The organism is Phenylobacterium deserti, from assembly GCF_003254705.1.
Classification (GTDB): Bacteria; Pseudomonadota; Alphaproteobacteria; order Caulobacterales; family Caulobacteraceae; genus Phenylobacterium; species Phenylobacterium deserti.
In genome coordinates, this window is the sequence record NZ_QFYR01000001.1 from 1,238,136 (window position 1) to 1,261,552 (window position 23,417).

Annotated in this window: 18 protein-coding genes; 13 read left to right on the plus strand and 5 right to left on the minus strand. The window is 67.1% G+C overall.

Annotated features, from left to right (window positions below; translation table 11 throughout):
- The first annotated feature begins 62 nt into the window (after positions 1-62).
- From DJ018_RS06215 to DJ018_RS06235, 5 genes are all read left to right on the plus strand, one after another.
- Positions 63-854 (plus strand): ImuA family protein, encoded by a 792-nt coding sequence (locus DJ018_RS06215; RefSeq protein ID WP_111513977.1) that lies wholly within the window; start codon positions 63-65, stop codon positions 852-854.
- The gene (locus tag DJ018_RS06220; protein ID WP_111513978.1) at positions 772-2,322 is read left to right on the plus strand and encodes a DUF6504 family protein; all 1,551 of its coding nucleotides are present in this window, start codon (positions 772-774) and stop codon (positions 2,320-2,322) included. The genes DJ018_RS06215 and DJ018_RS06220 overlap by 83 nt, the downstream gene beginning before the upstream one ends.
- Positions 2,319-5,522 (plus strand): error-prone DNA polymerase, encoded by a 3,204-nt coding sequence (locus tag DJ018_RS06225; protein WP_111513979.1) that lies wholly within the window; start codon positions 2,319-2,321, stop codon positions 5,520-5,522. The genes DJ018_RS06220 and DJ018_RS06225 overlap by 4 nt, the downstream gene beginning before the upstream one ends.
- A gap of 90 nt (positions 5,523-5,612) precedes the next feature.
- Positions 5,613-6,518 (plus strand): non-homologous end joining protein Ku, encoded by a 906-nt coding sequence (gene ku / locus DJ018_RS06230; RefSeq protein ID WP_111513980.1) that lies wholly within the window; start codon positions 5,613-5,615, stop codon positions 6,516-6,518.
- Positions 6,519-6,582: 64 nt separating this feature from the next.
- Positions 6,583-6,942, plus strand: coding sequence for a hypothetical protein (locus DJ018_RS06235; RefSeq protein ID WP_111513981.1), 360 nt, complete (start codon positions 6,583-6,585; stop codon positions 6,940-6,942).
- On the opposite strand, the gene ligD is transcribed toward DJ018_RS06235, so the two are convergent.
- From ligD to otsB, 3 genes are read right to left on the minus strand one after another with little or no spacing between them, the layout of a single operon-like run.
- Positions 6,943-9,615 carry a DNA ligase D gene (gene ligD / locus DJ018_RS06240; RefSeq protein ID WP_111513982.1) on the minus strand — a complete coding sequence of 891 codons (2,673 nt, stop codon included), beginning with the start codon at positions 9,613-9,615 and terminating at the stop codon, positions 6,943-6,945.
- Between the two features lie 13 nt (positions 9,616-9,628).
- Positions 9,629-11,029 (minus strand): alpha,alpha-trehalose-phosphate synthase (UDP-forming), encoded by a 1,401-nt coding sequence (locus DJ018_RS06245; RefSeq protein WP_111513983.1) that lies wholly within the window; start codon positions 11,027-11,029, stop codon positions 9,629-9,631.
- Entirely contained in the window at positions 11,026-11,775 is a 750-nt protein-coding gene (otsB, locus tag DJ018_RS06250) for a trehalose-phosphatase (RefSeq protein WP_111513984.1), read from the minus strand. Before otsB ends, DJ018_RS06245 begins: the two co-directional genes overlap by 4 nt.
- Positions 11,776-11,934: 159 nt before the next feature.
- On the opposite strand from otsB, the gene zwf reads away from it, so the two are divergent.
- Positions 11,935-13,398: a glucose-6-phosphate dehydrogenase gene (zwf, locus tag DJ018_RS06255; RefSeq protein ID WP_111513985.1), complete on the plus strand. Its 1,464-nt coding sequence runs from the start codon at positions 11,935-11,937 to the stop codon at positions 13,396-13,398.
- A gap of 33 nt (positions 13,399-13,431) precedes the next feature.
- On the opposite strand, the gene DJ018_RS06260 is transcribed toward zwf, so the two are convergent.
- Together DJ018_RS06260 and DJ018_RS06265 are read right to left on the minus strand one after the other, a co-directional pair.
- Entirely contained in the window at positions 13,432-13,698 is a 267-nt protein-coding gene (locus DJ018_RS06260; protein ID WP_111513986.1) for a hypothetical protein, read from the minus strand.
- A gap of 35 nt (positions 13,699-13,733) precedes the next feature.
- Entirely contained in the window at positions 13,734-15,650 is a 1,917-nt protein-coding gene (locus tag DJ018_RS06265) for a glycoside hydrolase family 15 protein (protein ID WP_111513987.1), read from the minus strand.
- A 156-nt stretch (positions 15,651-15,806) separates the two neighbouring features.
- Between DJ018_RS06265 and pyk the strand changes: the two genes are divergently transcribed.
- The 7 genes from pyk to DJ018_RS06300 are packed head-to-tail and all read left to right on the plus strand — an operon-like array spanning position 15,807 to position 23,405.
- Positions 15,807-17,219, plus strand: a complete 1,413-nt coding sequence (gene pyk / locus DJ018_RS06270) for a pyruvate kinase (protein ID WP_111513988.1) — start codon at positions 15,807-15,809, stop codon at positions 17,217-17,219.
- Between the two features lie 59 nt (positions 17,220-17,278).
- Positions 17,279-17,944, plus strand: a complete 666-nt coding sequence (gene pgl, locus DJ018_RS06275) for a 6-phosphogluconolactonase (RefSeq protein WP_111513989.1) — start codon at positions 17,279-17,281, stop codon at positions 17,942-17,944.
- Positions 17,945-17,956: 12 nt separating this feature from the next.
- Positions 17,957-19,768 (plus strand): phosphogluconate dehydratase, encoded by a 1,812-nt coding sequence (edd, locus tag DJ018_RS06280; protein WP_111513990.1) that lies wholly within the window; start codon positions 17,957-17,959, stop codon positions 19,766-19,768.
- The gene (gene glk, locus DJ018_RS06285; protein ID WP_111513991.1) at positions 19,769-20,737 is read left to right on the plus strand and encodes a glucokinase; all 969 of its coding nucleotides are present in this window, start codon (positions 19,769-19,771) and stop codon (positions 20,735-20,737) included.
- The gene (gene eda, locus DJ018_RS06290; protein WP_111513992.1) at positions 20,734-21,372 is read left to right on the plus strand and encodes a bifunctional 4-hydroxy-2-oxoglutarate aldolase/2-dehydro-3-deoxy-phosphogluconate aldolase; all 639 of its coding nucleotides are present in this window, start codon (positions 20,734-20,736) and stop codon (positions 21,370-21,372) included. The genes glk and eda overlap by 4 nt, the downstream gene beginning before the upstream one ends.
- Positions 21,373-21,429: 57 nt before the next feature.
- Positions 21,430-22,983, plus strand: a complete 1,554-nt coding sequence (locus tag DJ018_RS06295) for a class I adenylate-forming enzyme family protein (RefSeq protein ID WP_111513993.1) — start codon at positions 21,430-21,432, stop codon at positions 22,981-22,983.
- Positions 22,980-23,405: a PaaI family thioesterase gene (locus DJ018_RS06300; protein ID WP_111513994.1), complete on the plus strand. Its 426-nt coding sequence runs from the start codon at positions 22,980-22,982 to the stop codon at positions 23,403-23,405. The genes DJ018_RS06295 and DJ018_RS06300 overlap by 4 nt, the downstream gene beginning before the upstream one ends.
- Positions 23,406-23,417 lie beyond the last annotated feature (12 nt).

Here is a 23,417-nt window from a genome sequence, read left to right on the forward strand (position 1 = left end):
GAACTTGACTCCTTTCGGCCGGTTCACCAGAACAAAGGTGGAACAAAAGGAGTCCTCGGTCCATGCCCCAGGATCGCGCAGCCGGCCCTCTGGCCGCCGTGCGAGCGAAGATCGCCGCCATCGAAGCGGGCGGACGGGCGGACTCTGAATCCCTTCCTTTCGGCGATGATCGGATCGACGGCGGCTTGCCCGGCGGCGGCCTGCCCCTGGCGCACTGGCATGAGATCGGCGCCGAGGGGATGGAGGCCGAAACGGCCGCGGCGCCGGCCTTGTTCACCGCCCTGCTGGCCTCGCCTCTGGCCCGCAAGGGCGAAGCGGTCTGGGTCATGCGCCGGGACGATCTATGGGCGCCAGGTCTTGTTGGGCTGGGCTTCCCGGCCGAGCGACTGATCCAGGTTTGCGCCCGCGACGAGGCCGAGGCCTTGGCCGTGACCGAGGATGCCTTGGCCACCGCCGGCGTGTCGGCGGTGATCGCCGAAGTCGAAGCCGTCGACCTCACCGCTGGACGCCGCCTTCAGCTCGCCTGCGAGAAGCTGGGCGCCACCGGCTTCGTCATTCGCCGCAAGCCGTTCGGCGGGGAAAGCCGTAGAGCGGCCACAGGATCGACAGCCGCCACGCGCTGGCGGGTCGCCTCCGCCCCTTCCGAGCCGGCCAAGGGAGCGTTCGGCCTGGGCGCACCTCGCCTGGCCGTAACCCTGGAACGCTGCCGAGGTGGGCGTACAGGCGCTTGGCTGTTCGAAGCCGCGGATCCTTTTTCGATGGAAGCAGGACATGGGACGCATCCTCTGCGCCTGGTCGCCGACCTGGGCGATCGACAACTGGCGTCGCCGCAACCCATCCGCCACGTCGCCTGAAGCGTCGCCTGCGATTCAGAGGCCTTTCGCCCTGGTCGAGCAGGTGCGTGGGACTCGTCGGCTGGCGGCGGTCAGCCTGCAGGCCGCTCAACTCGGACTCTATCCGGGCCAGAAGGCGACGGACGCCATGGCCGTGGTTCCGCAGCTGGCGCTCGCCGACGCCCAGCCGGAAGCCGACGCCGAGGCGCTTGTCGCATTGGTCGACTGGTGCGTGCGCTTTTCGCCGGCTGTGGCGGTCGATGGATCGGACGGTCTGTTCCTCGACATCGCGGGAGTCGATCACCTTTGGGGTGACGAGGCGCAGATGATGGCGGACCTGCGGGCGCGGCTGGCGGCCAATGACCTGATGTTCCGCTGCGCCGTGGCCGATACAGCTGGGGCGGCCTGGGCGCTCGCGCACTTCGGTCAGGACGGCGTCATCGCCCCGGCTGGCGAACAGGCCGAGCTGCTGCGTCCTCTGCCGCCTGCCGCCTTGCGGCTGGATCCTGACGCCGCCGCCCAGATCGAGCGTTTGGGCATCCGCCGCCTCGGGCAATTGATGGATCTGCCACGCGCGCCTCTCGCCAAGCGCTTCGGCGTCGGGGTGGTCACCCGGTTGGACCAAGCCCTGGGTCAGGGTCATGAGGCCCTGTCCTTCCGCCGTCCGCCGACGCCTTGGATCACCGGCCTGACCTTTGTCGAGCCGATCAGTGCGCCCGAGGACATGGTGAGGGTCGCGCAAGACGCCACCATCAAGCTTGCGGCGCGCCTGGAGCGTGAGGGGCAGGGCGCCCGGCGGTTTGAGCTGACCTACCATCGGGTCGACGGCAAGAACCTCGGCGTTGGTGTCGGCCTGGCGATCGCTGGCCGCGACGCCGCTCGAATCGCCAAGCTTTTCGCCCCCAAGCTGGAGGCGCTCGATCCGGGGTTTGGGGTGGAGTCGGCGACCCTCGCCGCCTACGAGGTCGAACCGATCGGCGGACGGCAGACGCGGCTCGATGCGGCCCGCACCATTGCGCCGGAAGACGGGCTTGCGCCCCTGATAGACCGTCTGGCTAACCGGCTGGGAAAAGAGCGCGTGTTCCGCGCCGTGCCGGTCGAAAGCCACGTTCCGGAACTGGCCGTCAGGCCGGCGCGGCCGCTCAATCCGGCTCATGGCAGGACGCCGGGCTGGGATCCGGAAACGCCACGTCCGGTGCGCCTTTTCCGCCGGCCCGAGCCGCTGGACGGGGTGATCGCCCTGACGCCCGATGATCCGCCCAACCAGTTCCGCTGGCGCGGAAGAACCCATCGGGTCCGACGCGCTGAAGGGCCGGAACGCATCGCCGAAGAATGGTGGAAGGCGGACATCGAGGACATCTCGGTCGGTCATGTGCGCGACTACTACCGCGTTGAAGACCAGGACGGGGGCCGCTTCTGGCTGTTCCGCTCGGGTCTCTACAAAGCCGGTCATCCTGCCCGCTGGTGGCTGCATGGATTGTTCGGATGACCCGCTACGCCGAACTGCAGGCGCGGACGAACTTCTCGTTCCTCCATGGCGCGTCGCATCCATGGGAGCTGGTGGCCGGCGCCGACGCCTTGGGCCACGAGGCCATCGGCATCTGCGACAGCAACAGCCTGGCCGGGGTGGTGCGCGCCTGGAGCCAGATGAAGAAGCAGCGGGAAGGCGGTTCGAAGATCCGCGCGCTGACCGGCTGTCGCCTGGACTTCGTGGACGAAACGCCCAGCCTGCTGGTTTATCCATCCGACCGTGAGGCCTACGCCCGGCTCACCCGCCTGCTTACCGTGGGCCAGCTACGCGCAGGGAAGGGCGGCTGCGAGCTCGCCTGGTCCGATTTCCTGGATCATGCCGAAGGCCAGTTGATCCTGGCGATCCCACCGGACCGGCTGGACGAGGCCTTCGCCAAGCAGCTTCGGGGCCTTAGTCGCGAGCTGCCGGATCTTTGGCTGGCGGCCGCACGGCGTTACGGCGCGCGCGACCTCGAGCGGCTATCCAAGCTGGCGGCGCTGGCCCAGGAGACTGGCGCGCCCATGGTGGCCACCAACGACGTCCTCTACCACGGGCCCGAACGGCGGCCGCTGCAGGACGTGCTGACCTGCATTCGCGAGAACTGCACCCTCCAGGAGGCGGGCCTGCGGCTCCAGGCCCACGCCGAGCGCCACCTGAAGCTTCCCGAGGAGATGGCGCGCCTGTTCGCCAAGTTCCCGGGCGTGGTCGAGCGCAGCGTTGAGATCGTCGAGCGCATCGACTTCGATCTTTCCCAATTGCGCTACGAGTATCCGGACGAGCCTGTGCCGCGCGGCAAGACGGCCATCCAGCACCTGCGCGACCTGACGTGGGAAGGGGCGGCCTGGCGCTATCCAGACGGCGTGCCGGAGCGCGTGACCAGCCTGCTCGAGCACGAGCTCACGTTGATCGAGAAGCTCGATTTCCCGAACTACTTCCTGACCGTCCACGACATCGTCCGCTGGGCGCGCGAGCAGGACATCCTGTGCCAGGGGCGGGGCTCGGCCGCCAACTCCTCCGTCTGCTTCTGCCTAGGCGTGACCTCGGTGGATCCCACCAAGGCGGGCAAGGGCATGCTGTTTTCCCGCTTCATCTCCGAAAACCGGGGGGAGCCGCCGGACATCGACGTCGATTTCGAGCACGACCGGCGCGAGGAGGTGATGCAGTACGTCTACCGGCGCTATGGGCGCGAGCGGGCCGCCATCGTCGCGACCATCATCCACTATCGCCCGCGCATGGCCATTCGGCAGGTGGGCAAGGCGCTTGGTCTGACGGAGGACGTCACCGCCGCCCTGGCGGGCACGGTGTGGGGCTCCTATGGCGATGGTGTGCCGGACGAGCACATCCGCCAGACCGGCCTTGATTCAAACGCGCCGGAAATCCGCCGGGCGACCACCCTGGCCCAGCTGCTGCTCGGCTTTCCCCGCCATCTGTCCCAGCACGTAGGCGGCTATGTGCTGACGCAGCGGCGGCTCGACGAGACCGTGCCGATCGGCAACGCCGCCATGAAGGACCGCACCTTCATCGAATGGGACAAGGACGACATCGACGCCTTGGGCTTGATGAAGGTCGATATCCTGGCCTTGGGCATGCTCACCGCTCTGAGGAAGAGCCTGACCATCCTCGGCATCCCGGACATCGCCGACATCCCCCCGGAGGAGCCGGGCGTCTACCGGATGCTGTCGCGGGCCGATTCTGTGGGCGTCTTCCAGGTGGAGAGCCGCGCCCAGATGTCCATGCTGCCGCGCATGCAGCCCCGGAAGTTCTACGACCTGGTCATCGAGGTGGCGATCGTGCGGCCGGGCCCGATCCAAGGCGACATGGTGCACCCCTACCTTCGGCGGCGAGAGAAAAGGGATGAAGTGACCTATCCCGCGCCCGCGCCGGAGCACGGTCCGCCGAACGAGCTGCGCAAGATCCTGGAAAAGACCTTGGGCGTGCCGCTCTTCCAGGAGCAGGCCATGCAGATCGCCATCGACGCGGCCAAGTTCACGGCCGACGAGGCTGACGGGCTGCGTCGCTCCATGGCCACCTTCCGTCACTACGGCAACGTCGGTGAGTACGGGGTCAAGTTCGTCGAGGGCATGATCCGCCGGGGCTACGATCCCGAGTTCGCCCAGCGCTGCTTCAAGCAAATCGAAGGGTTCGGCTCCTACGGTTTTCCGGAGAGCCACGCGATCAGCTTCGCCCTGCTGGTCTACGCCTCAGCCTGGGTGAAGTGGGCTCACCCGGACGTCTTCTGCGTCTCGCTGTTGAATAGCCAACCCATGGGCTTCTACCAGCCGGCCCAGCTGGTCCGAGACGCGCGCGAGCACAATGTGGAGATCCGCCCGCCGGATATCCTGGCCAGCGAATGGGACTGCACCTTGGAGGAAGCCGCCGCCCTGAAGCGGTCTGAGAGCGACGCCGAGCTTCGCGCCGTCCGGCTGGGCTTTCGGCAGATCAAGGGGCTGAAGGAAGAGGAGATCAGGCGGCTGATCCAAGTGCGAGTGGAGGGCGCCCGCACGCTTGAGGACTTCGCCCTGCGCGGCGGGGTCACCCATCGGACCCTGGAGTTGCTGGCCGAGGCCGACGTGTTCCGCAGCTTGGGCTACGACCGAAGGCAGGCGCTTTGGGCCGTGAAAGGGCTGGCCAGCGAGGCAGGCGCCGAGGAGAGCGCCCCGCTGCTGGCGCGTGGACGGGCCAAAGAAGCCCAGGTCCTGCTGCCCTTCATGAGCGCCTCGCAGGAGGTGGCGGAGGACTACCGGACCACCAGTCTGTCCCTGAGGGCCCACCCGGTCAGCTTCTTCCGTGCGGACTTGCACCGCATGAGCGTGACCCGCTGCGAAGAGCTGAAACACAGGCGGGATCGCCAGCGGCTTTGCGTCGGCGGGCTTGTCCTGGTCCGCCAACGACCGGGCACGGCCAAGGGCGCGGTGTTCCTGACCCTGGAGGATGAGACCGGCATCGCCAACGTTGTGGTTTGGAAGGACACTTTCGAAGCCAACCGCCGGCTGGTGATGAGCGCTTCCTTCCTGGTGGTGCACGGCCAGCTTCAGCGCGCCGGCGAGGTCATCCACCTGATGGCCGAGCGGTTCGAGGATCTCACGCCGCGTCTTGGCCGACTACGCGAGGATGAAGCCCCCATCCGCGCCCGCTCCAAGGTCAGCGGCCAGTTGATCCGAAGCCGCGACTTCCATTGAAGCCAAGTCTCGAACCATGAGGCCGCGCCCCCCGAACTGATTCGCGCGTCTCCGCGTTTCCAGACTCTGCAATTCCCGCGGAGACCGGTTATGGCCACCCGTCCGACCTGGCAGGGCTACCTGCGCCTCAGCCTCGTGAGCTGCCCTGTGGCGCTCTACACGGCGACCTCACGCACGGGCGATGTGCACTTCAACATGCTGCACAAGGACACCCACAACCGAATCCGGATGATCCCAACCGATCCGGAGACCGGGCCGGTGGACCGCTCCGAGATCGTCAAGGGCTACGAGATCGAGAAGGGCCGCTACGTCATCGTCACCGACGAGGAGATCAAGAACGTCCGCTTAGAGACGACCCGCACGATCGACATCGAGCGGTTCGTGGATGAGGAGGACATCGACCGTCTCTACTGGAACGACCCCTACTTCCTGGTGCCCGACGGCGACATGGCGGTGGAGGCCTTCACCGTCATCCGCGAGGCCATGACCAAGGCGGGGCAGGTGGCGCTTGGCCGGCTCGTCATGCACCAGCGCGAGCGGCTGATGGCGCTGGAGCCACGCGGCAAGGGGATGGTTGCCTACTCCCTGCGGAACAATCGCGAGGTGAAGAGCGCGAGCGAGTTCTTCGACAAGATCCCGGACATGAAGCCGAACGACCAGATGGTCGACATCGCCGCCCGGATCATCGAGCAGCAGGAGGGGCCGTTCGACCCCAGTAAGTTCACCGACCGCTACGAGGACGCCCTTCGAGCCCTGATCAAGGAGAAGGAGAAGGGCGCCAAGGTCACCGCCCCGGCCGAGCCCAAGGAGGCGGAGGTCATCGACCTCATGGAAGCCCTGCGGCGCAGCCTCGGCCAGACCGGCGGCGGCGAGCGGCGCAAACCGGCGGCCAAGGCGTCTTCGCGCAGCACGGCCGCCAAGCCTGCTGCAAAGAAGAGCGACGCGCCCGCCAAGAAGCCCGCTGCCCGCCGAGCCCCGGCCAAGAAGAGCGCCTGACGCCGACGGAACCTACAGGCTGGGCTTTGGATTGCTTGCACGGCTGGGCGGCCAGGGAGCGGGTATGAGGAAGCAGGCGCTGGTTCTGAGCGCCCTGGCGGTGACGCTGGGCGGTTGCGTGAGCTCTCCCAAGGAGACGGTTCTCAACCTCGACACCACCGACAAACGGTGGACCAGCGCGCGATGCGTCGCCGCGCGAAAGGAAGTGGCGCTCTACAACGACAAGGCCGGTATGCGAGGTGTGGTTGGCGTGCTCGGCAACATCGCCGCGCCGTTCGCCGGTACAGCCACCAGCTTGGCCATGAGCAAGGCGCAGGACGACGAGCGCGCGCGCCTGAACCACAAGGTCCGCTCCGCCTGCATCTCGGATCCGCTTGCGAACCGGCGCGAGGCGGCGCGGACCACCCGGCAGGCGCGGCGCTGATTAGCGCTTCTTCTTCAGCTTCTCGATGGCAGGCGCGAGCGGCTCTTCCGCGTCGAAGTAATCGGCCCAGGCTTTGGTCTTCTTCAGCAGCCCGGGCGCCGTCCGGAGGGTCCACTTCTTGGGATCGAGCCCCGGCTTCACCAAATCCCAGGTGATCGGGAAGGAGACGGGCGCCAGCGGTCGTCCACGCGGTGAAAGCGGCGCCACGGCCGTGGAGAGCCGGTCGTTTCGTAGGTAGTCGAGGAAGATGCGTCCGACCCGTTTGGCTTTGGCCATGTTCACGACGTAGCGGTCCGGTTGGTCGGCCGCGATCGCCAGGCAAACGTCCTGGGCGAACTTCTTGGCCGTGGGCCAGTCCATCTTGCCTTTGCCGTCTTTGAGCGGCGTGACCACGTGCAGCCCCTTGCCTCCGGTGGTCTTGCAGAAGGCGTTGAGTCCGAGGCTCTCTAGTCGCGCCTTCACCTCCAGCGCGCCTTCGATGACGCGGGTGAACGGGATGTCCTCGTCCGGGTCGAGGTCGAAGACCAGGCGACCGGGCACCTCCGGCTGGAACGGCTGGCAGTTCCAGGGGTGGTACTCGACAGCCCCAATCTGCGCCATGGCCGCCAGAGCCTCGATGCGGTCGAGCTGTTGGTACGGCTTGTGATCGCCGAAGACTGCGACCTCGGTGATCAGCGACGAAGAGCCCTTGCCGGCATGGCGCTGGAAGAAGCGTTGCGAGCCGTTGATGCCGTCCGGCATGCGGATGACCGAGCACGGCCGCCCCTTGATGTGGGGCATCATCCACTCGCCGACGGTCTCCAAATAGCGGGCGAGTTCGAGCTTTGTGACCGGCAGGCCCGTGCCATCGTCGGGCCAGAGCGGCTTGTCTGGATTGGAGATCACCACACCCAGGACGACGTTGTCGCCGGGGTTGGGCTTGGCCGCCGATTTCGCCGGCGCCTTGGTCCCAGCCTTCGGCTTGGCGGCGGCCGGCTTCGGTTCGGCAAGCGGCTCGTCAACGTTTGCGGGGATCTCCGCCTCGACCTCGTCGGCCGGCTTGTCCTCGCGCAGCGCCTTGAAAGCGCCCTGGCGCACCATGCCGGACCCGGTGAAGCCGGCGAACTCGATCTCGGCCACCAACTCGGGCCGGGCCCAATGGACGTTGGCCTCCTTGCGCGGCGCCCCGGGGCCGCTGAAGGGGCTCTTCTCAGCCTCCACCTTCTCCAGACGCGGCAGAACGCGGGCAACCTTGTCACGGCCGAAGCCGGTGCCGACCCGGCCGACGTAGACCAGCTTGTCGCCACGGTGCACGCCGACAAGCAGGGACCGCAGCTGACCCGCCTCGCCCGTCCAGCCGCCGATAACCACCTCGTGCCCAGCGCGGCATTTCGACTTCAGCCAGGTCTCGCTCCGATCCGAGCGATAGGGCTGGTCCAGCCGCTTCGACACAATGCCCTCCAGGGACATCCTGCAGGCGGACTGCAGGACCGCATCGCCGGCAGTCTCAAAGTGATCCACGAAGCGGATGCGCGGCGCGATCTTCTTGCCCGCCGCCTCGACGATCTGCTGCAGGCGCGCCTTGCGATCTCTCAGCGACAATGAGCGTAGGTCCTGGCCCTCCGCGAACAGGCAATCGAAGACAAAGAAGACGAGATCGGCGGTCTTGCCGTCCGAGAGCGCCGCCTGCAGCGCCGGGAAGTCGGGGGAGCCATTGTGATCAAGGGCGCAGGCTTCGCCGTCGTAGAGGCCGTCAGGAAGGTTTTGCCCGTCCTTGCCGATCTCCTTGAACTTCGCCGTCCAGTCCAGACCGGACCGCGTCTTCAGCGTCGCCTTGCCGTTCTCCACCCGGAGCTGCAGCCTATAACCGTCGAACTTGATCTCATGCGCCCAACCAGGTCCTGGCGGCGGCCGGTCCACGGATTTGGCGAGTTGAGGGGGCACGAACCCCGGCAGGGCGGCGGCCTTGAGCTTCGGGGGCGGCGGAGCGCGCAGAGCTGCGGCGGCCGGCGTGCTCTCCGGCTCCGCCCGGTTGGATTGCCAGACGGCTTTCCCTGATGCCCGCTTGGAGCCGCCGGTCATGAACGGCTTTGGGCCCTTACCTGTCCCGGCAGCGATTTCTTCCATGGTCCGGCCGGATGCGATGGAGGTGAGCTCATCCTCGACAAGGGCTTCGCCGCGGCTGTCGGTGGCGAAGTCGTCATGATGCTTGATGAGCAGCCAGTTGGTTCGTTTCTCCCGCTCGCGCGGCTTCATGCGGACAAGGACGTAGCTGCCCTTCACCCGCTCGCCATGCATGACGATCTTGAAGTCGCCGCGTCGCAGGCCCTCGTGCGGGTCCGTGCCGGGTTCCGGCTCCCAGTATCCGCGGTCCCACAGCATCACCGAGCCGCCGCCGTACTGTCCCTTAGGGATCGTGCCTTCGAAGTCGCCGTAGTCGAGGGGGTGGTCCTCGACCTCGACGGCGAGGCGGCGGTCGTGCGGGTCGGTGGACGGACCCTTGGTCACCGCCCAGGACTTGAAAACGCCGTCGAGCTCCAGCCGGAAGTCGAAGTGCAGGCGCGTCGCCGCATGCTTCTGGATCACGAAGCGCAGGCGATTGGACGCCTTGACTTTGGCGTCGTCGCCGCTCGGCTCAGCCGTTAGCGAGAAGTCCCGCATCGACTGGTACTTGGCGAGCTTCTTTTCGGCCAAAGCGGGCGGCTCCTCAGCTGGCCAGCGCTTTGAGCTTCTCCGCCGTTCCGGCCAGGTCCGCCACAAAGGCGTCGCGCCAAGCGGTGACGTCCTCGCGCTGGACGTTCTCGAACAGAGCGCGCCAGCGGCGGATTCGCTCCGACTTGTCCATGGCCAAGGCTTGCTTGAGGGCTTCGGCGATCTCTTCGGGGCTGTTGGGATTGACCAGCAGCGCCTCTTTCATCTGCCGCGCGGCGCCGGCGAAACGCGACAGCACCAGAACCCCCGGATCTTCCGGGTTCTGAGCCGCGACATACTCCTTGCAGACCAGGTTCATGCCGTCACGAAGCGGCGTCACCAGTCCGACTTTGGAAGCGCAGTAGATGCCGGCCAGCTCGTCGCGCCGGTAGTTCTTGTTCACGTATCGGAACGGCGCCCAGTCGATGTCCGAGAATTCGCCGTTGATGCGGCCCGAAAGAGCGTCCAGGCGCGCGCGGATCTCCTGGTAGGCCTCGACGCCCTCCCGGCTCGGCGGCGCAATCTGCAGCATCAGGACTTCCCGGCGCAGGTCGGGGTTGTCGATCAGCAGGCGCTCGAAGCCAAGGAAGCGCTCTTCCAGGCCCTTGGAATAGTCCAGCCGATCAACGCCGACGATCAGCTGCCGGAACACCGTCGCGGCCGTCATCAGGTCGCGCATCCGCGCAGCGCGCGCGGACTTCATCATCTTGCCGAAGTCGGAGGCGTCCATGCCGATCGGATACGAGCCCACGTGCAGGGTGCGGCCGAACGCCTTCAGGCAGTGCGGCCCGACGTGCTCCCCGTCGGCTTCGCTGATCACATACTCTTCAAACGCCTGCTGGAATTCGGCTGTCTGGAAACCCACCAGGTCGTAGTCGAACAGCGCTTCCACCAGCGGCCGATGGCCGGGCAAGGTGGTGAAAAGCTGGTGCGCCGGCCATGGGATGTGGAGGAAGAAGCCGATGCGGTTCTCCACCCCCAGCTTGCGCAGCTCACGCGCCAGCGGGATCAGATGGTAGTCGTGGATCCAGACCATGTCGTCCGGCTCGATCAGCGGACGAAGGGTTTCGGCGAAGCGGCAGTTCACCCGCTCATAGCCCTCGCCGTACGCCCGGTCGTAGGCCGTCAGGTCAGCCCGGTAGTGGAACAGCGGCCACAGCGTCTTGTTGGCGTAACCGTTGTAGTACTCGTCGTAGTCGGCTTCCTCGAGGTCGACGGTAGCGACAGTCACCCCGTCGATCCGCTGCATCGCGAGTTGGCCGGTAAATTCCGGCGTCGTCTTGCCGCTCCAGCCGAACCACAGTCCCGAGTACTCGCGCAGGGCCGCAGCCAGCGCCATCGCCAGGCCGCCCACGCTCTCGTCGCCCTTGCCGGTCGGCGGGTTGACCCGATTGGAGACGACGATCAGACGGCTCATCTGGCGGCCTCGAGCCAGCTGAGCGCCTCCTCAACGCTTTCCAACCGGAAGCGGGCCTCAGTCCGGCGGGGCGGGCCGATCAGAACGCCCATGCCGCCTGACTTCTCGGCGGCTTCGAAGCCGTGCTCGTCGGTGCAGTCGTCTCCCAGGAAGACAGGCTGCGCGTTCCTGAAGGCAGGCTGAGCCAGGAACGCCCGAACGCTGTCGCCTTTGTTGGGGCCTGGCGTGCGCAGTTCCTCGACCATGTCGCCACGTTGGAGATTGAGGCCGGTCTCCTCGCAGATGGCGACCGCCAGCGCGTGCGCCTCTTCGCCATGTGCGCGCGCCAGTCGGTAGTGCAGGGCGACGCTTAAGCCCTTCTCCTCCACCAGGAGGCCTGAGTCGCGACCGGCAAACTCCCGAAGCTGGCGGGTGGCGTCGGCAAGCCGCGGATGGGGCGCCGCCTCGTGCGTGGACCCGTCCGGCTCGCGACGGACCAGGCCGTGCACCGCGGCGACCGAGGTGACCCGGCCCTCGAGAATGCGATCGACGTCCGCCAGGGTGCGCCCGCTGATCACCGCCAGACGACCTTCCAGAGCCTCGTTGAGACGCTCCAGCAAGCGGGTGCGACGCGGCTCGGGCCTCACATCCTGCGGTCGTGCGGCGATCGGCGCCAGGGTCCCGTCCAGGTCAAGGAACAGGGCGCATTCGGCCAAGCGCAGCGGCTTGGGTTTCGGCAAGCTAAGGGTCAGTTCGTCAAACACCATGAAAATCACTTTGCCCCTGGTCGCCGGCTGAACGCGTAAGCGGAAGGTAATGATCCGAGCTTAGCCATCCTAGGGTTGAACCAACCGTGGGGGCACTTGACGGCGCCCCCCTCCATCCGCGCTATGCGCGCTCCGATTCCAAGTTGGGGGATGAGGCCCATGGCTCAGGCGCCGCAGGCAGATGCAATCGTGCTGTTCGGGGCGACCGGCGATCTTTCGAAGCGCATGCTTCTGCCGTCCCTCTACTTCCTGGACGCCGACGGCTTCCTGCCCGAAGGCTTCAAGGTCATCGCCACGGCGCGGGCTGACCTGAGCCGCGAAGCGTTCCTGGCGGAGGTGCAGGAGATCCTGCAGGCGCGCTCGGAAGGCCTCGACGAGACGGTCTGGAAGCGGTTCTCGGCCCGTCTCGACTATGTGCCTGCCGACGCGACCACCGCGGAAGGCGCCCGGGCCCTGGCCCCGGCTCTGGCCGATCGCAAGCTGCCGTTCTTCTTCCTGGCTCTGTCGCCCAGCCTATACGGACGTGTCTGCGTCGCGCTCGCCGGCGCTGGCCTCGTGAACAAGGACACCCGGATCGTCCTGGAAAAGCCGATCGGTCGGGACCTGGAAACCAGCCGCGAGATCAACGTGGCCGTGGGCGCGGTGTTTGGCGAAGAGAGCATCTTCCGGATCGACCACTACCTGGGCAAGGAGACGGTTCAGAACCTGCTGGCGCTGCGCTTCGCCAACACCCTGTTCGAGCCGCTCTGGAACAACCTGACCATCGACCACGTGCAGATCACCGTGGCCGAAACCGAGGGCGTCGGCGATCGCTGGCCGTATTACGACGAGTACGGCGCGCTGCGGGACATGCTGCAAAACCACATGCTGCAGCTGCTGTGCCTGGTGGCCATGGAGCCGCCGGCCGACATGGACCCGGACAGCGTCCGCAATGAAAAGGTGAAGGTGCTGCGCTCGCTCCGTCGCTTCACGCGTCAGGACGTGCAGTCGGCCAGCGTTCGCGGCCAGTACACCGCCGGCGTGGTCAGCGGTCGCGAGTGCAAGGGCTATCTCGAGGAACGGGGCCAGGACACCGACACAGAAACCTTTGTCGCCCTGCGCGCCGACATCGACAACTGGCGTTGGGCCGGCGTTCCGTTCTTCCTGCGGACTGGCAAGCGTCTGCCAGAGCGGCGCACCCAGATCGCCATCCAGTTCAAAGGCGTGCCGCACTCCATCTTCGGCGGCGAGGCCAAGCACGACCTCGTGGCCAATCGCCTGGTGATCGACCTGCAGCCGGACGAAGACATCGAACTGCTGCTGATGAACAAGTCGCCAGGCCTGAGCTCGGGAGGCATGCGCCTGCAGTCCCTGCCGCTGTCGCTGTCGCTGCTCGGCGCCTACTCGGGCCCGGGCGCCCGCCGCCGGATCGCCTACGAGCGCCTGCTGCTGGACGTTCTGAACGGCAACTCGACCCTCTTCGTTCGCAGAGACGAAGTGGAAGAAGCCTGGCGTTGGGTCGACGGCGTTGCGGAAGCCTGGAAGGACGCCGGGCTGAAGCCGAAGCCCTATGCCGCCGGTTCCTGGGGTCCGGCCGGCGCCTTCGCCCTTATCGAGCGGGCCGGCCGCGGCTGGTACGAATAGGCGGCGCGTTCCTCCTCGCCTGCGGAGGAACGGTCACCCGGTGTTGTCGCCCGCGGCAGCGGGCGTCGGCTCGCCGAACCTGTGGGGATCCTGCCCCAGGGCCATGCGCACCTTGGCGATCTCCGGCGCGGTCTCGAGCGCTTCCACGACCTGGTAGAAGGCCTCCTTCTCGTCGAGCGCGTCCTTCTTGGACAAGTGGTCGGCGATCAGGTCTTCGATGCGGCTCAGGAGGGCGTCAGCCGCTTCCAGCGCCTCGTGCACCTTCTCCGGCGTCTGATGGTCTTTGGCGAAGTCGGTCATACCGGCTGGTACTCGCGACTTCGCCGAAGGTTCCGCTAGCGCACGCTGCTCCAGGGCTTCGACAGCAGGGCCGCGCAGTTGATCATGCCGACCAGCGAGTAGGTCTGCGGGTAGTTGCCCCACAGCTCCTTGCCGTCGAACGAGATGTCCTCGGAGAGCAGACCCGCGGCGGTGCGCCGGTTCAGCATCTCCTCGAATAGCTCCCGCGCCTCGTCCGTGCGACCGGACAGGTGAAGGGCTTCGATGAGCCAGAAGGTGCAGAAGTTGAAGGCCGTCTTGGGCGTGCCGAAGTCGTCGGGAATGGCGTAGCGCAGCATGAAGGAGCCGCGGCGCAGGCCTTCTTCCACCGCCTGCATGGTCGCCGCCATCCGCGGGTCGTCCGGCGAGACGAAGCGGACATCAACGAGCTGCAGCAGCGATGCGTCCAGCTCTTCTCCTTCAAAGGTCGCCGCAAAGCGCCCGAGCTTCTCGTTGTAGGCGCGGCGCTCGATGGTGGCGCGCACCTGCTCCGCGCGCTCCGTCCAGAACTGCTGACGATCGGCCAGGCCGACGGCGCCAGCGGCGTTGGCAAGGCGATCGCAAGCGGCCCAGCACATGACCGATGAATAGGTGTGCACCGCCTCCCGGCCGCGGAACTCCCAAAGGCTGGCGTCCGGCTTGTCGTGCAGTTCGAACGCGCGGTGCCCGATCGGCTCCAGCGCCCGGAAATCCTCAACCGTGGCCGGCCGGAACAGGCGGGCGTCGAAGAAGGCCTGTACGGTGGACAGGACGATCTGCCCGTAGACGTCGTGCTGCAGATGCTCGTGCGCCTGGTTGCCGACGCGCACCGGACCCATGCCCCGGTAGCCGGGCAGGTTGGGCGCAATCCACTCTGTCAGCACAGGCTCAAGGCCGACGCCGTACACCGGCTGCACGTGCCCCGCCTGCGTATGGTCCAGCACCACGGTGCCCTGCTCGCCCAGCGGGCCGGGAAGGGCCAGGGCCGGCTCGGCCGTCTCGCCCCTCGGCGCCTCTGCGTGCGCCGCCACCTGCCCGCGGCTGGCCTGATCCACGAGGTTGCGCAGATAGCGGAGGTAGTTCTCCAGCATGTCGGCCGCGCCCAGGCGGTTCAGCGCCTGGACAACGTAGTAGGCGTCGCGAAGCCAGCAGTAGCGGTAGTCCCAATTGCGCGCCTGGCCCGTCTGGTCTTCGTGCTCAGGGATGGAAGTGGTCAGGGCCGCGACGATGGCCCCGGTCTCCTCGTAAGCGCAAAGCTTGAGGGTGATGGCCGAGCGGATCACCACATCCTGCCATTCCAGCGGGATCGACAGGGTGCGGACCCAGCCGCGCCAGTAGTCCGTGGTCTCGTGCAGCATCCGCTGGGCGGTGCCCATGACGTCGCCATTGAAGCTCTCGTCGGGGCCGAGGAACATCGCCACTGGTTCTTCCAGGCGGAACGTGCGCTCGGACGAGATGTGGCTGACCGGAGCGTCGGTGGTGAGGCGCAGGGTCGCCTCCTTGCCCACGAAGCGGATGTGGTTGGAGCCGACGGTGCGCGTGATCGGACGCGCGCCATAGTCGTCGGTTGGGCGCATGCGGATGGTGATGCGGGGGGTGCCGCCCACCGGCTTGATCATCCGGATGAAGGAAAGCGGGCGGAAGGTGCGCCCGAACTGGCGGAACCTGGGGCAGAAGTCGGTGATCTCCACCGCGGCGCCAGATGCCGTGGTGATGGTGGTCACCAGGATAGGCGTGTTGCGCAGGTAAGCCTGGCGGGTTTCCACCGCGTCCTCGACCACGATGTCCCACACGCCCTGCGCGTCCGCCTCGCCGGCGTCGCGCCCCTGCAGGAGCGCCGAGAAGAAGGGATCGCCGTCCACCCGCGGCACGCAGGCCCACACAAAGCGGCCGGCGCGATCGACCAGAGCGCTGGCCGCGCAGTTGCCGATGGGGAACAGATCGAGTGTCTGCATCAAGCTTCCCTAGTTCCGGAGCAAAGTTTTTTCGCCGATCCCCGTATCCTGGCTCGGCGCGCTAAACGTCCCTTGATAAGTCTGGCTCCACAACACGACCTGACTCGTCGTCGCAAGCCCAACCCGCACACGAAACAGACAGACGGATAGACCCGGATGATCCGAGCCCGCCGCGCACGCATCGTTGCGACCCTTGGCCCCGCCACCAGGTCGCCAGAAAAGATCCGTGAGTTGATCCAGGCGGGAGCCGACGTCTTCCGGGTGAACTTCAGCCACGGCTCGCACGAAGATCACGCCGAAACCATCCGCATGGTGCGGGAAGCGGAAGGCAAGGGCGACCGGCCGGTGGCCATCCTCGCCGACCTGCAGGGGCCGAAGCTGCGGCTCGGCAAGTTCGCCGAAGGCTCGGCCGAGCTGAAGGCCGGACAGAGCTTCCGCATCGACATGGACAAGACGCCCGGCGACACCGCCCGCGTGGGCGTGCCTCACCCCGAGGTCTTCGCCGCTCTTCGCGAGGGCTCGATCATCCTGCTGGACGACGGCAAGGTGCGCCTGCAGGTCACCGACCACGGCCCGGACTTCGCCGAGACGGTGGTGATTGCTGGCGAGAAGTTGTCCAACAACAAGGGCCTGAACCTTCCGGGCAACGCCATCCCGATCCCGGCGCTGACCGAGAAGGACCGCGCGGATCTGAAGTTCGCCCTGACTCAGAACGTCGACTGGGTGGCCTTGTCCTTCGTTCAGCGCGCCGCCGACATGGCCGAGCTGCGCAAGCTGGTCGAGGGGCGCGCCGCCGTCCTAGCCAAGATCGAAAAGCCGGCCGCGCTCGAGGCGCTCGATGAGATCCTGGACCTTTGCCAGGGCATCATGGTGGCCCGCGGCGACCTCGGTGTGGAGCTGAACCCCGAAGACGTTCCGGTGGTCCAAAAGCAGCTGGTCCGCATGGCGCGCAACCGCGGCATTCCGGTCATCGTCGCGACCCAGATGCTCGAGTCGATGATCTCATCGCCCACCCCGACCCGGGCCGAAGCCTCCGACGTCGCCAACGCGGTCTACGAGGGCGCCGACGCGGTCATGTTGTCGGCCGAGACTGCGGCTGGGGCCTATCCCGTCGAGGCGGTGTCGATCATGGACCGCATCATCACCCGCGTGGAGCACGATCCCCGCTGGCCTGAACTGATGCGCGCCGAGCACGTGATCGAAGAATCCGACGCGCTGGTCGCGGCCGCATTCCAGGCCGCCGAGGCCTCCTCCGCCGCCTGCGTGGTGACCTTCACCGCCACCGGCCAGACCGCCCTCCGGATGTCCCGCGAGCGTCCGACGCAGCCGACCCTCGCCCTGACTCCGCATCTGGGCACCGCGCGGCGGCTGGCGCTGGGTTGGGGTATCGAGCCGCGTGTGGTGCCGGATATCAAAGATCCGGAAGAGATGCCGCGGCTCGCCACCGAGCAGGCGCTGTCCACCGGCATCGCCGACCCGGGCGAGCGTGTGCTGATCCTGGCCGGCCTGCCCATGGGCTCGCCGGGCGCCGCCAACGTCCTGCGCCTCGCCCACACGCCGCGCCGCTAGAAGACGGCTCCGCTCATTCTGCTTTCGCGGGATGAGCGGGGGTTGTATCGGGGGCGCGCATGAAGCTTGAGGTCTTTCCGTCCACCGACGCGCTCGCGGATGCCGCCGCCTTCGGCATCGAGACGCGTCTCGCCGAGGGGCTGAAGACCCGCGGTCGCGCCAGCTTGGTCGGCACCGGCGGCCGCTCGCCGGGGCCGGTTTACGATCGGCTGCGCAATGCGAGGATCGACTGGGCCCGGGTTCTCGTGACCCTCTGCGACGAACGTTGCGTCGACCCGGAGGCGCCAGAGGCGAATGCGCGCACTGTGCGCGAGCGCCTGCTGGTCGGCGAGCCGGCCAAGGCGCATTTCATTCCGCTCTGGCCGGAGCCGCCCGAAGACGCGCTGCGGGCGCTGTCGCCGTTTGACGCGGTGATGCTGGGCATGGGCGAGGACGGGCATGTGGCGTCCCTGATTCCTGGCGCGTCTAACCTGGCTGAGGGGATGGATCCGGCCAACCCGGCCATGACCCTGCCGATCCAGGCAGGCATCGGCACGCCGCCGGTCGCCCGCATCAGCCTGACGCTGTCCAGCTTGTTGAAATCACGTGCGATATTCATCTTGATCGCTGGGGACGCCAAGCGCGAGGTCATCGCGCGTGCGGACGCCGGGGCCGACTATCCCGTGCGCGCGCTCCTCGCTCAGGATCAGGTTCCTGTCCGAGTTCTTTGGTCCCCGACACACTAGGGTAAGGTTCCCATGCATCCGGTCACGGCTGAAGTCACCCAACGCATCGTCGAGCGCAGCCGCGAGACCCGCGCCGATTATCTGGCCCGCATGGAAGCGGCCCGCCACTCCGGCCCCGGCCGCGCCAAGCTCTCCTGCGCCAACTGGGCGCACGCCTTTGCGGCGGTGGGCGAAGGCGACAAGCAGCGGATGCGGGATCCCACCGCGCCGAACGTGGCCATCGTCTCGGCCTACAATGACATGCTCTCGGCCCACCAGCCGCTGGAGCGCTATCCCGAGATCATCAAGCGCGCGGCGCGCGAAGTGGGCGGGACGGCCCAGTACGCGGGCGGCGTGCCGGCCATGTGCGATGGCGTGACCCAGGGCCGCCCGGGCATGGAGCTGAGCCTCTTCAGCCGCGACGTGATCGCCATGTCGACCGCCATTGCGCTCAGCCATGACGCCTTCGACGCGGCCCTGATGCTGGGCATCTGCGACAAGATCGTGCCGGGCTTGGTGATGGGCGCCCTGACCTTCGGACACCTGCCGACCATTTTCGTGCCGGGTGGGCCGATGACCTCGGGCATCTCGAACGCTGAAAAGGCGCGGGTTCGCGGCCTCTACGCAGAAGGCAAGGCGACTCGGGAAGAGCTGCTCGACTCCGAGATGAAGTCATACCACGGGCCGGGCACCTGCACCTTCTACGGCACGGCCAACTCCAATCAGATGATGATGGAGATGATCGGCCTGCACCTGCCGGGCAGCGCCTTCGTTCAGCCGAACACGCCTCTGCGTGAAGCCCTGGTGGCCGCCGCGCCCAAGCGCGCGATCGAGATCCGCGACGGCGGCAACGACTACATCCCCATGTCGGCGGTGGTGGACGAGAAGTCTATCGTCAACGCCTTGGCTGGGTTGATGGCGACGGGCGGATCGACCAACCACACCCTCCATCTGATCGCGATGGCCGCCGCGGCCGGCATCAAGATCACCTGGGAGGACTTCGACGACCTGTCCCAGGTCACTCCGCTGATCGCCCGAGTTTATCCGAACGGCTCGGAAGACGTGAACGCCTTCCATGCGGCCGGCGGCATGGCCTATGTCACCCGCCAGCTGCTTGATGCTGGCCTCGCCCACGACGACGTGATGACGGTCGCCGGCCGCGGCCTGCGCCGCTACCAGCAGGAGCCGTTCCTGCAGGATGGCGAGCTGGTCTGGAAAGAAGGGACGGCCGTGTCCCTGAACCCCGACATCCTGCGCCCCGTCAGCGACCCGTTCCAGCCCACCGGCGGCACCCGGCTGGTTCAGGGCAACCTCGGTCGGGCCGTCTTCAAGACGTCCGCGGTGAAGCCCCAGCACCGCATTATCGAAGCGCCCGCCCTGGTGTTCGACGATCAGGAGGAGCTGTTGGCCGCGCACAAGCGTGGCGAGCTCGCCCGCGATTTCGTGGCCATCGTCCGCTTCCAGGGTCCCAAGGCCAACGGCATGCCCGAGCTGCACAGCCTGACCCCGCCGCTGGGCGTTCAGCTGGACAAGGGCTTCCAGGTCGCCCTGGTCACTGACGGACGCATGTCTGGCGCTTCAGGCAAGGTCCCGGCTGCAATCCACGTGACGCCCGAGGCGGCCGACGGCGGCCCGCTGGCCTACATTCAGAACGGCGACATCGTTCGTCTGGACGCTGACGCCGGCACGCTGGAGGTGAAGGTTCCGCGCGAGGAGCTGTTCAGCCGACCCCGCGCCCAATGCCCGCCGTCAGGCTTCGGGATGGGTCGTGAGCTGTTCGGGTGGATGCGTCAGGCCGCAGGCCCCGCCGACGCCGGCGCCTGCGCCCTGTTCGAGGCCGCCTAGGTGAAACCCGTCTACGAGGGCTTGGTCGGGGATGTGGGCGGCACCAACGCCCGCTTCGCCCTGGTGGACGCCAAGGGCCACGTGCGCAACCCGCGCAGCTTCCCAGCCAAGGACTACCAGTCGCTGGCCCACGTCATCGAAGAGTATCTTGAGACCACCGCTGGCCGGAAGCGTCCGCCGCGAGCGGTGATCGCGGTCGCCGGCCCGGTTCTCGACGGCGAGATCGAGTTCACCAACCTCGACTGGCAGATTTCGGAAGGGGACCTGCTCGCCCACTTCGAGTTTGAAGCGGTCAAGCTGATCAACGATTTCGCCGCCCAGGCTCTGGCATGTCCCATGTTCGAGCCAGAGGACCTGAAGGCGATCGGCCCTGCGTTGAAGCCGGGCTCCGACTGCCCGCTCGTCGTGCTGGGCGCGGGCACCGGGTTCGGCGTCGCGGGGCTTGCGCGCACCGAGCGCGGCGATGTGGCCGTGGCGACCGAGGGCGGCCACTCCAGCTTCGCACCGCAAGACGAAGTCGAGGTGGAGATCTGGCGTCGGCTTAAGGCGCGCTTCGGGCGCGTGTCCAACGAACGCCTGCTCTCGGGACCTGGCCTGCACGACATCTACGAGATCGCGTGTGAGCTTAACCAGACGCCGGTCATGCTTTCGGACGAGAAGCAGGTGATCGAAAGCGCTGCGTCCGGTGATGAGATGGCCGAAAAGGCGGTGAACCGCTTCTGCGCGATCCTTGGCTCGGTCGCCGGAGATCTCGCCTTGAACTTCGGCGCACGCGGCGGCGTCTTCATTTCCGGCGGCATTGCCCCGCGCCTGGGCGATCGGCTCACATCGGGCTACTTCCGAGCCCGGTTCGAGGACAAGGGGCGCCTGTCCCCGTACGTCCAGCAGATCCCGACCTCGCTCGTGCTGCATCCCTATCCGGCGATCGTCGGCGCCGCGCGCGAGCTTCAGCAGATGGAACGGCTATGAAAATCGAAGAGATCCTCGTCCAGGCTCCGGTCGTTCCGGTTCTGATCATCGATGACGTGGCCGACGCCGTACCGTTGGGACGTGCTCTGGTGGAAGGCGGCCTGCGGGTTCTCGAGATCACCCTGCGCACGCCGGTTGCGCTCGAGTGCATCCGTCGCATGAAGGGCGAGATCGAGGGCGCCATTGTGGGCGCCGGCACGGTCATCAATCCCAAGATGCGCGAAGAAGTCGGCGCCGCCGGGGCGGAGTTCTGTGTGAGCCCAGGCCTGATCGAAGGCGCGACGCCCGACGATGGCGTGCCGCTGCTGCCCGGCGTTGCCACGGCCACCGAATTGATGGCGGGCCTTGCGTCCGGGTTCACCCGCTTCAAGCTGTTCCCAGCCAATATTGCCGGCGGCGTTGGCGCGCTTCAGGCCTTCGCCAGCCCCTTCCAGCAAGCCAAGTTCTGCCCGACCGGCGGGGTCAACGCCAAGAACGCCGCCGACTACCTGGCGCTTTCCAACGTGGTCTGCGTGGGCGGCAGCTGGGTTGCGCCGACCGATGCGGTCAAGGCCGGCGACTGGGGACGGATCACCAGCCTGGCTCGCGAAGCTTCTGCTCTGGCGCCGCGCGCCCCGGCTCCTACCGAGGGCTGATGCCATAGGCGTATCCTTGCGCTAAACCTGACTTCGAACAGTTGTTTGAGGTCAGGAATGGGCGCTCAGGACCTGCTCTTCGGCGACTTCGCCACCTTACCCGAAATCCTGGGCGAACTTTTCCGGGACCAGCCTGACAAGCTTGCGGTGGTCGATGCGAGGCGCGCGCTCACCTATCGCGAGCTCGACGCGCTGTCGGGCCGGATCGCCGCGGGCTTGCAGCGCGACGGGATCGCGGTCGCGGACGCCGTCGCCATCTGCGCCAGTTCATCCGTGGAGTACGCCGCGGCGTTCATCGGCGTTCTGCGAGCCGGCGGGGTCGTGGCTCCGCTCGCGCCCTCATCGACACCTGAGAGCCTACGGATCCAGCTGGACGACTGTGGCGCCAAGCTCTTCTTCCTGGATGCCGGCGTGGCCGAAGCCATGGGACCGCAGCTGGACGGAGCCCCCGCGCGGCGGGTGACGCTCGATGGTTCGGCGGGTGGGACCCCGCTGGAGGCGTGGCTGCCGCGCGGGGAGGCTGCGCCAGCGCCCGTGACGATCAGGCCCGATCAAGGGTTCAACATCATCTATTCGTCAGGGACGACGGGCGCGCCGAAGGGGATCGTCCAGTCGCACCGAATGCGGTGGAGCCATATCCGGGGCGGCGTCTTCCCGCCGGATGCGGTGACGGTGGTCTCCACGCCCCTCTATTCGAACACCACGCTGGTCTCGTTTCTACCCACCCTGTCGGCTGGCGGGACTGTGGTGTTGATGCCCAAGTTCGAAGCGGAGCAGTTCCTGGAACTGTCGCAGAGGCACAGGGCGACGCATGCCATGCTGGTTCCCGTCCAGTACCGTCGCTTGCTCGATCGGCCGGATTTTGACCGCTTCGATCTGTCGTCTTACCGCGTGAAGTTCTCCACCTCGGCCCCTTTCGCCGCCGAACTGAAGGCGGAGGTGCTCAGGCGCTGGCCAGGCGGGCTCGTGGAATTCTACGGCATGACCGAGGGAGGCGGCACCTGCGCGCTGCTCGCCCATGAGCACCCCGACAAGCTGCACACCGTGGGTCGTCCGCTTCCCGGACATGAGATCCGCCTGATCGACGAAGATGGCCGCGAGGTCGCGCCTGGCGAGATCGGGGAGGTGGTCGGTCGATCGCCTTCCATGATGAGCGGCTACCATGGCAAGCCGGAAAAGACGGCCGACGCCGAGTGGATCAGCCCACAGGGCGAGCGCTTCATCCGCACGGGCGATGTCGGCCGCTTCGATGAGGATGGCTTCCTCACCCTGATGGACCGCAAGAAGGACATGATCATCTCGGGCGGCTTCAACATCTATCCGAGTGATCTTGAGGCCGAGCTCGCTCTCCATCCCGCAGTGGCGGAGGCGGCTGTCGTCGGGGTGGCGTCCGCCGCTTGGGGAGAGACCCCCGTGGCGTTCGTGGCTCTCAAGCCTGGCAAGCAGGCCAATGCCGGCGAGCTCAAGACCTGGCTGAACGGGCGGGTGGGCAAGACCCAGCGACTTACTGATCTGCGGATCGTAGCGGAGCTGCCGCGCAGCCACATTGGCAAGGTGCTGAAGCGCGAGCTGCGGGACACCTACCAGATGACAGAGGAGACGGGCCGTTGAACCCCGAGGAGAATAAGGCCGAGGGCTTCACCGCCTTCCAGAAGGGCACGCTTCCTGATGCGCTCGGACTTGAGTGGGACGAGGTGCGGCAAGGCCTGGTGCGCGGCCGCTTCACGGTGGAACAGCGCCACATGGCGCCGAACGGCTTCGTCCACGCAGCCTCCGTGATCGCGCTAACGGACAGCGCCTGCGGCTACGGCTGTGTGGCGTCCTTGCCGGAAGGCGCGGCGAGCTTCACCACCATCGAACTGAAGTCGAATTTCCTGGGCACCGCGAAACAGGGCGAGACCGTGGTTTGCGAGGCGCGCCTGGTGCACGGCGGCCGCAACACGCAGGTGTGGGACGCCGAGGCGAAGAACACGGCGAGCGGCAAGACCATGGCGCTGTTCCGCTGCACGCAGATGATCCTCTATCCGCGCTGAGGAAGCTCTTGC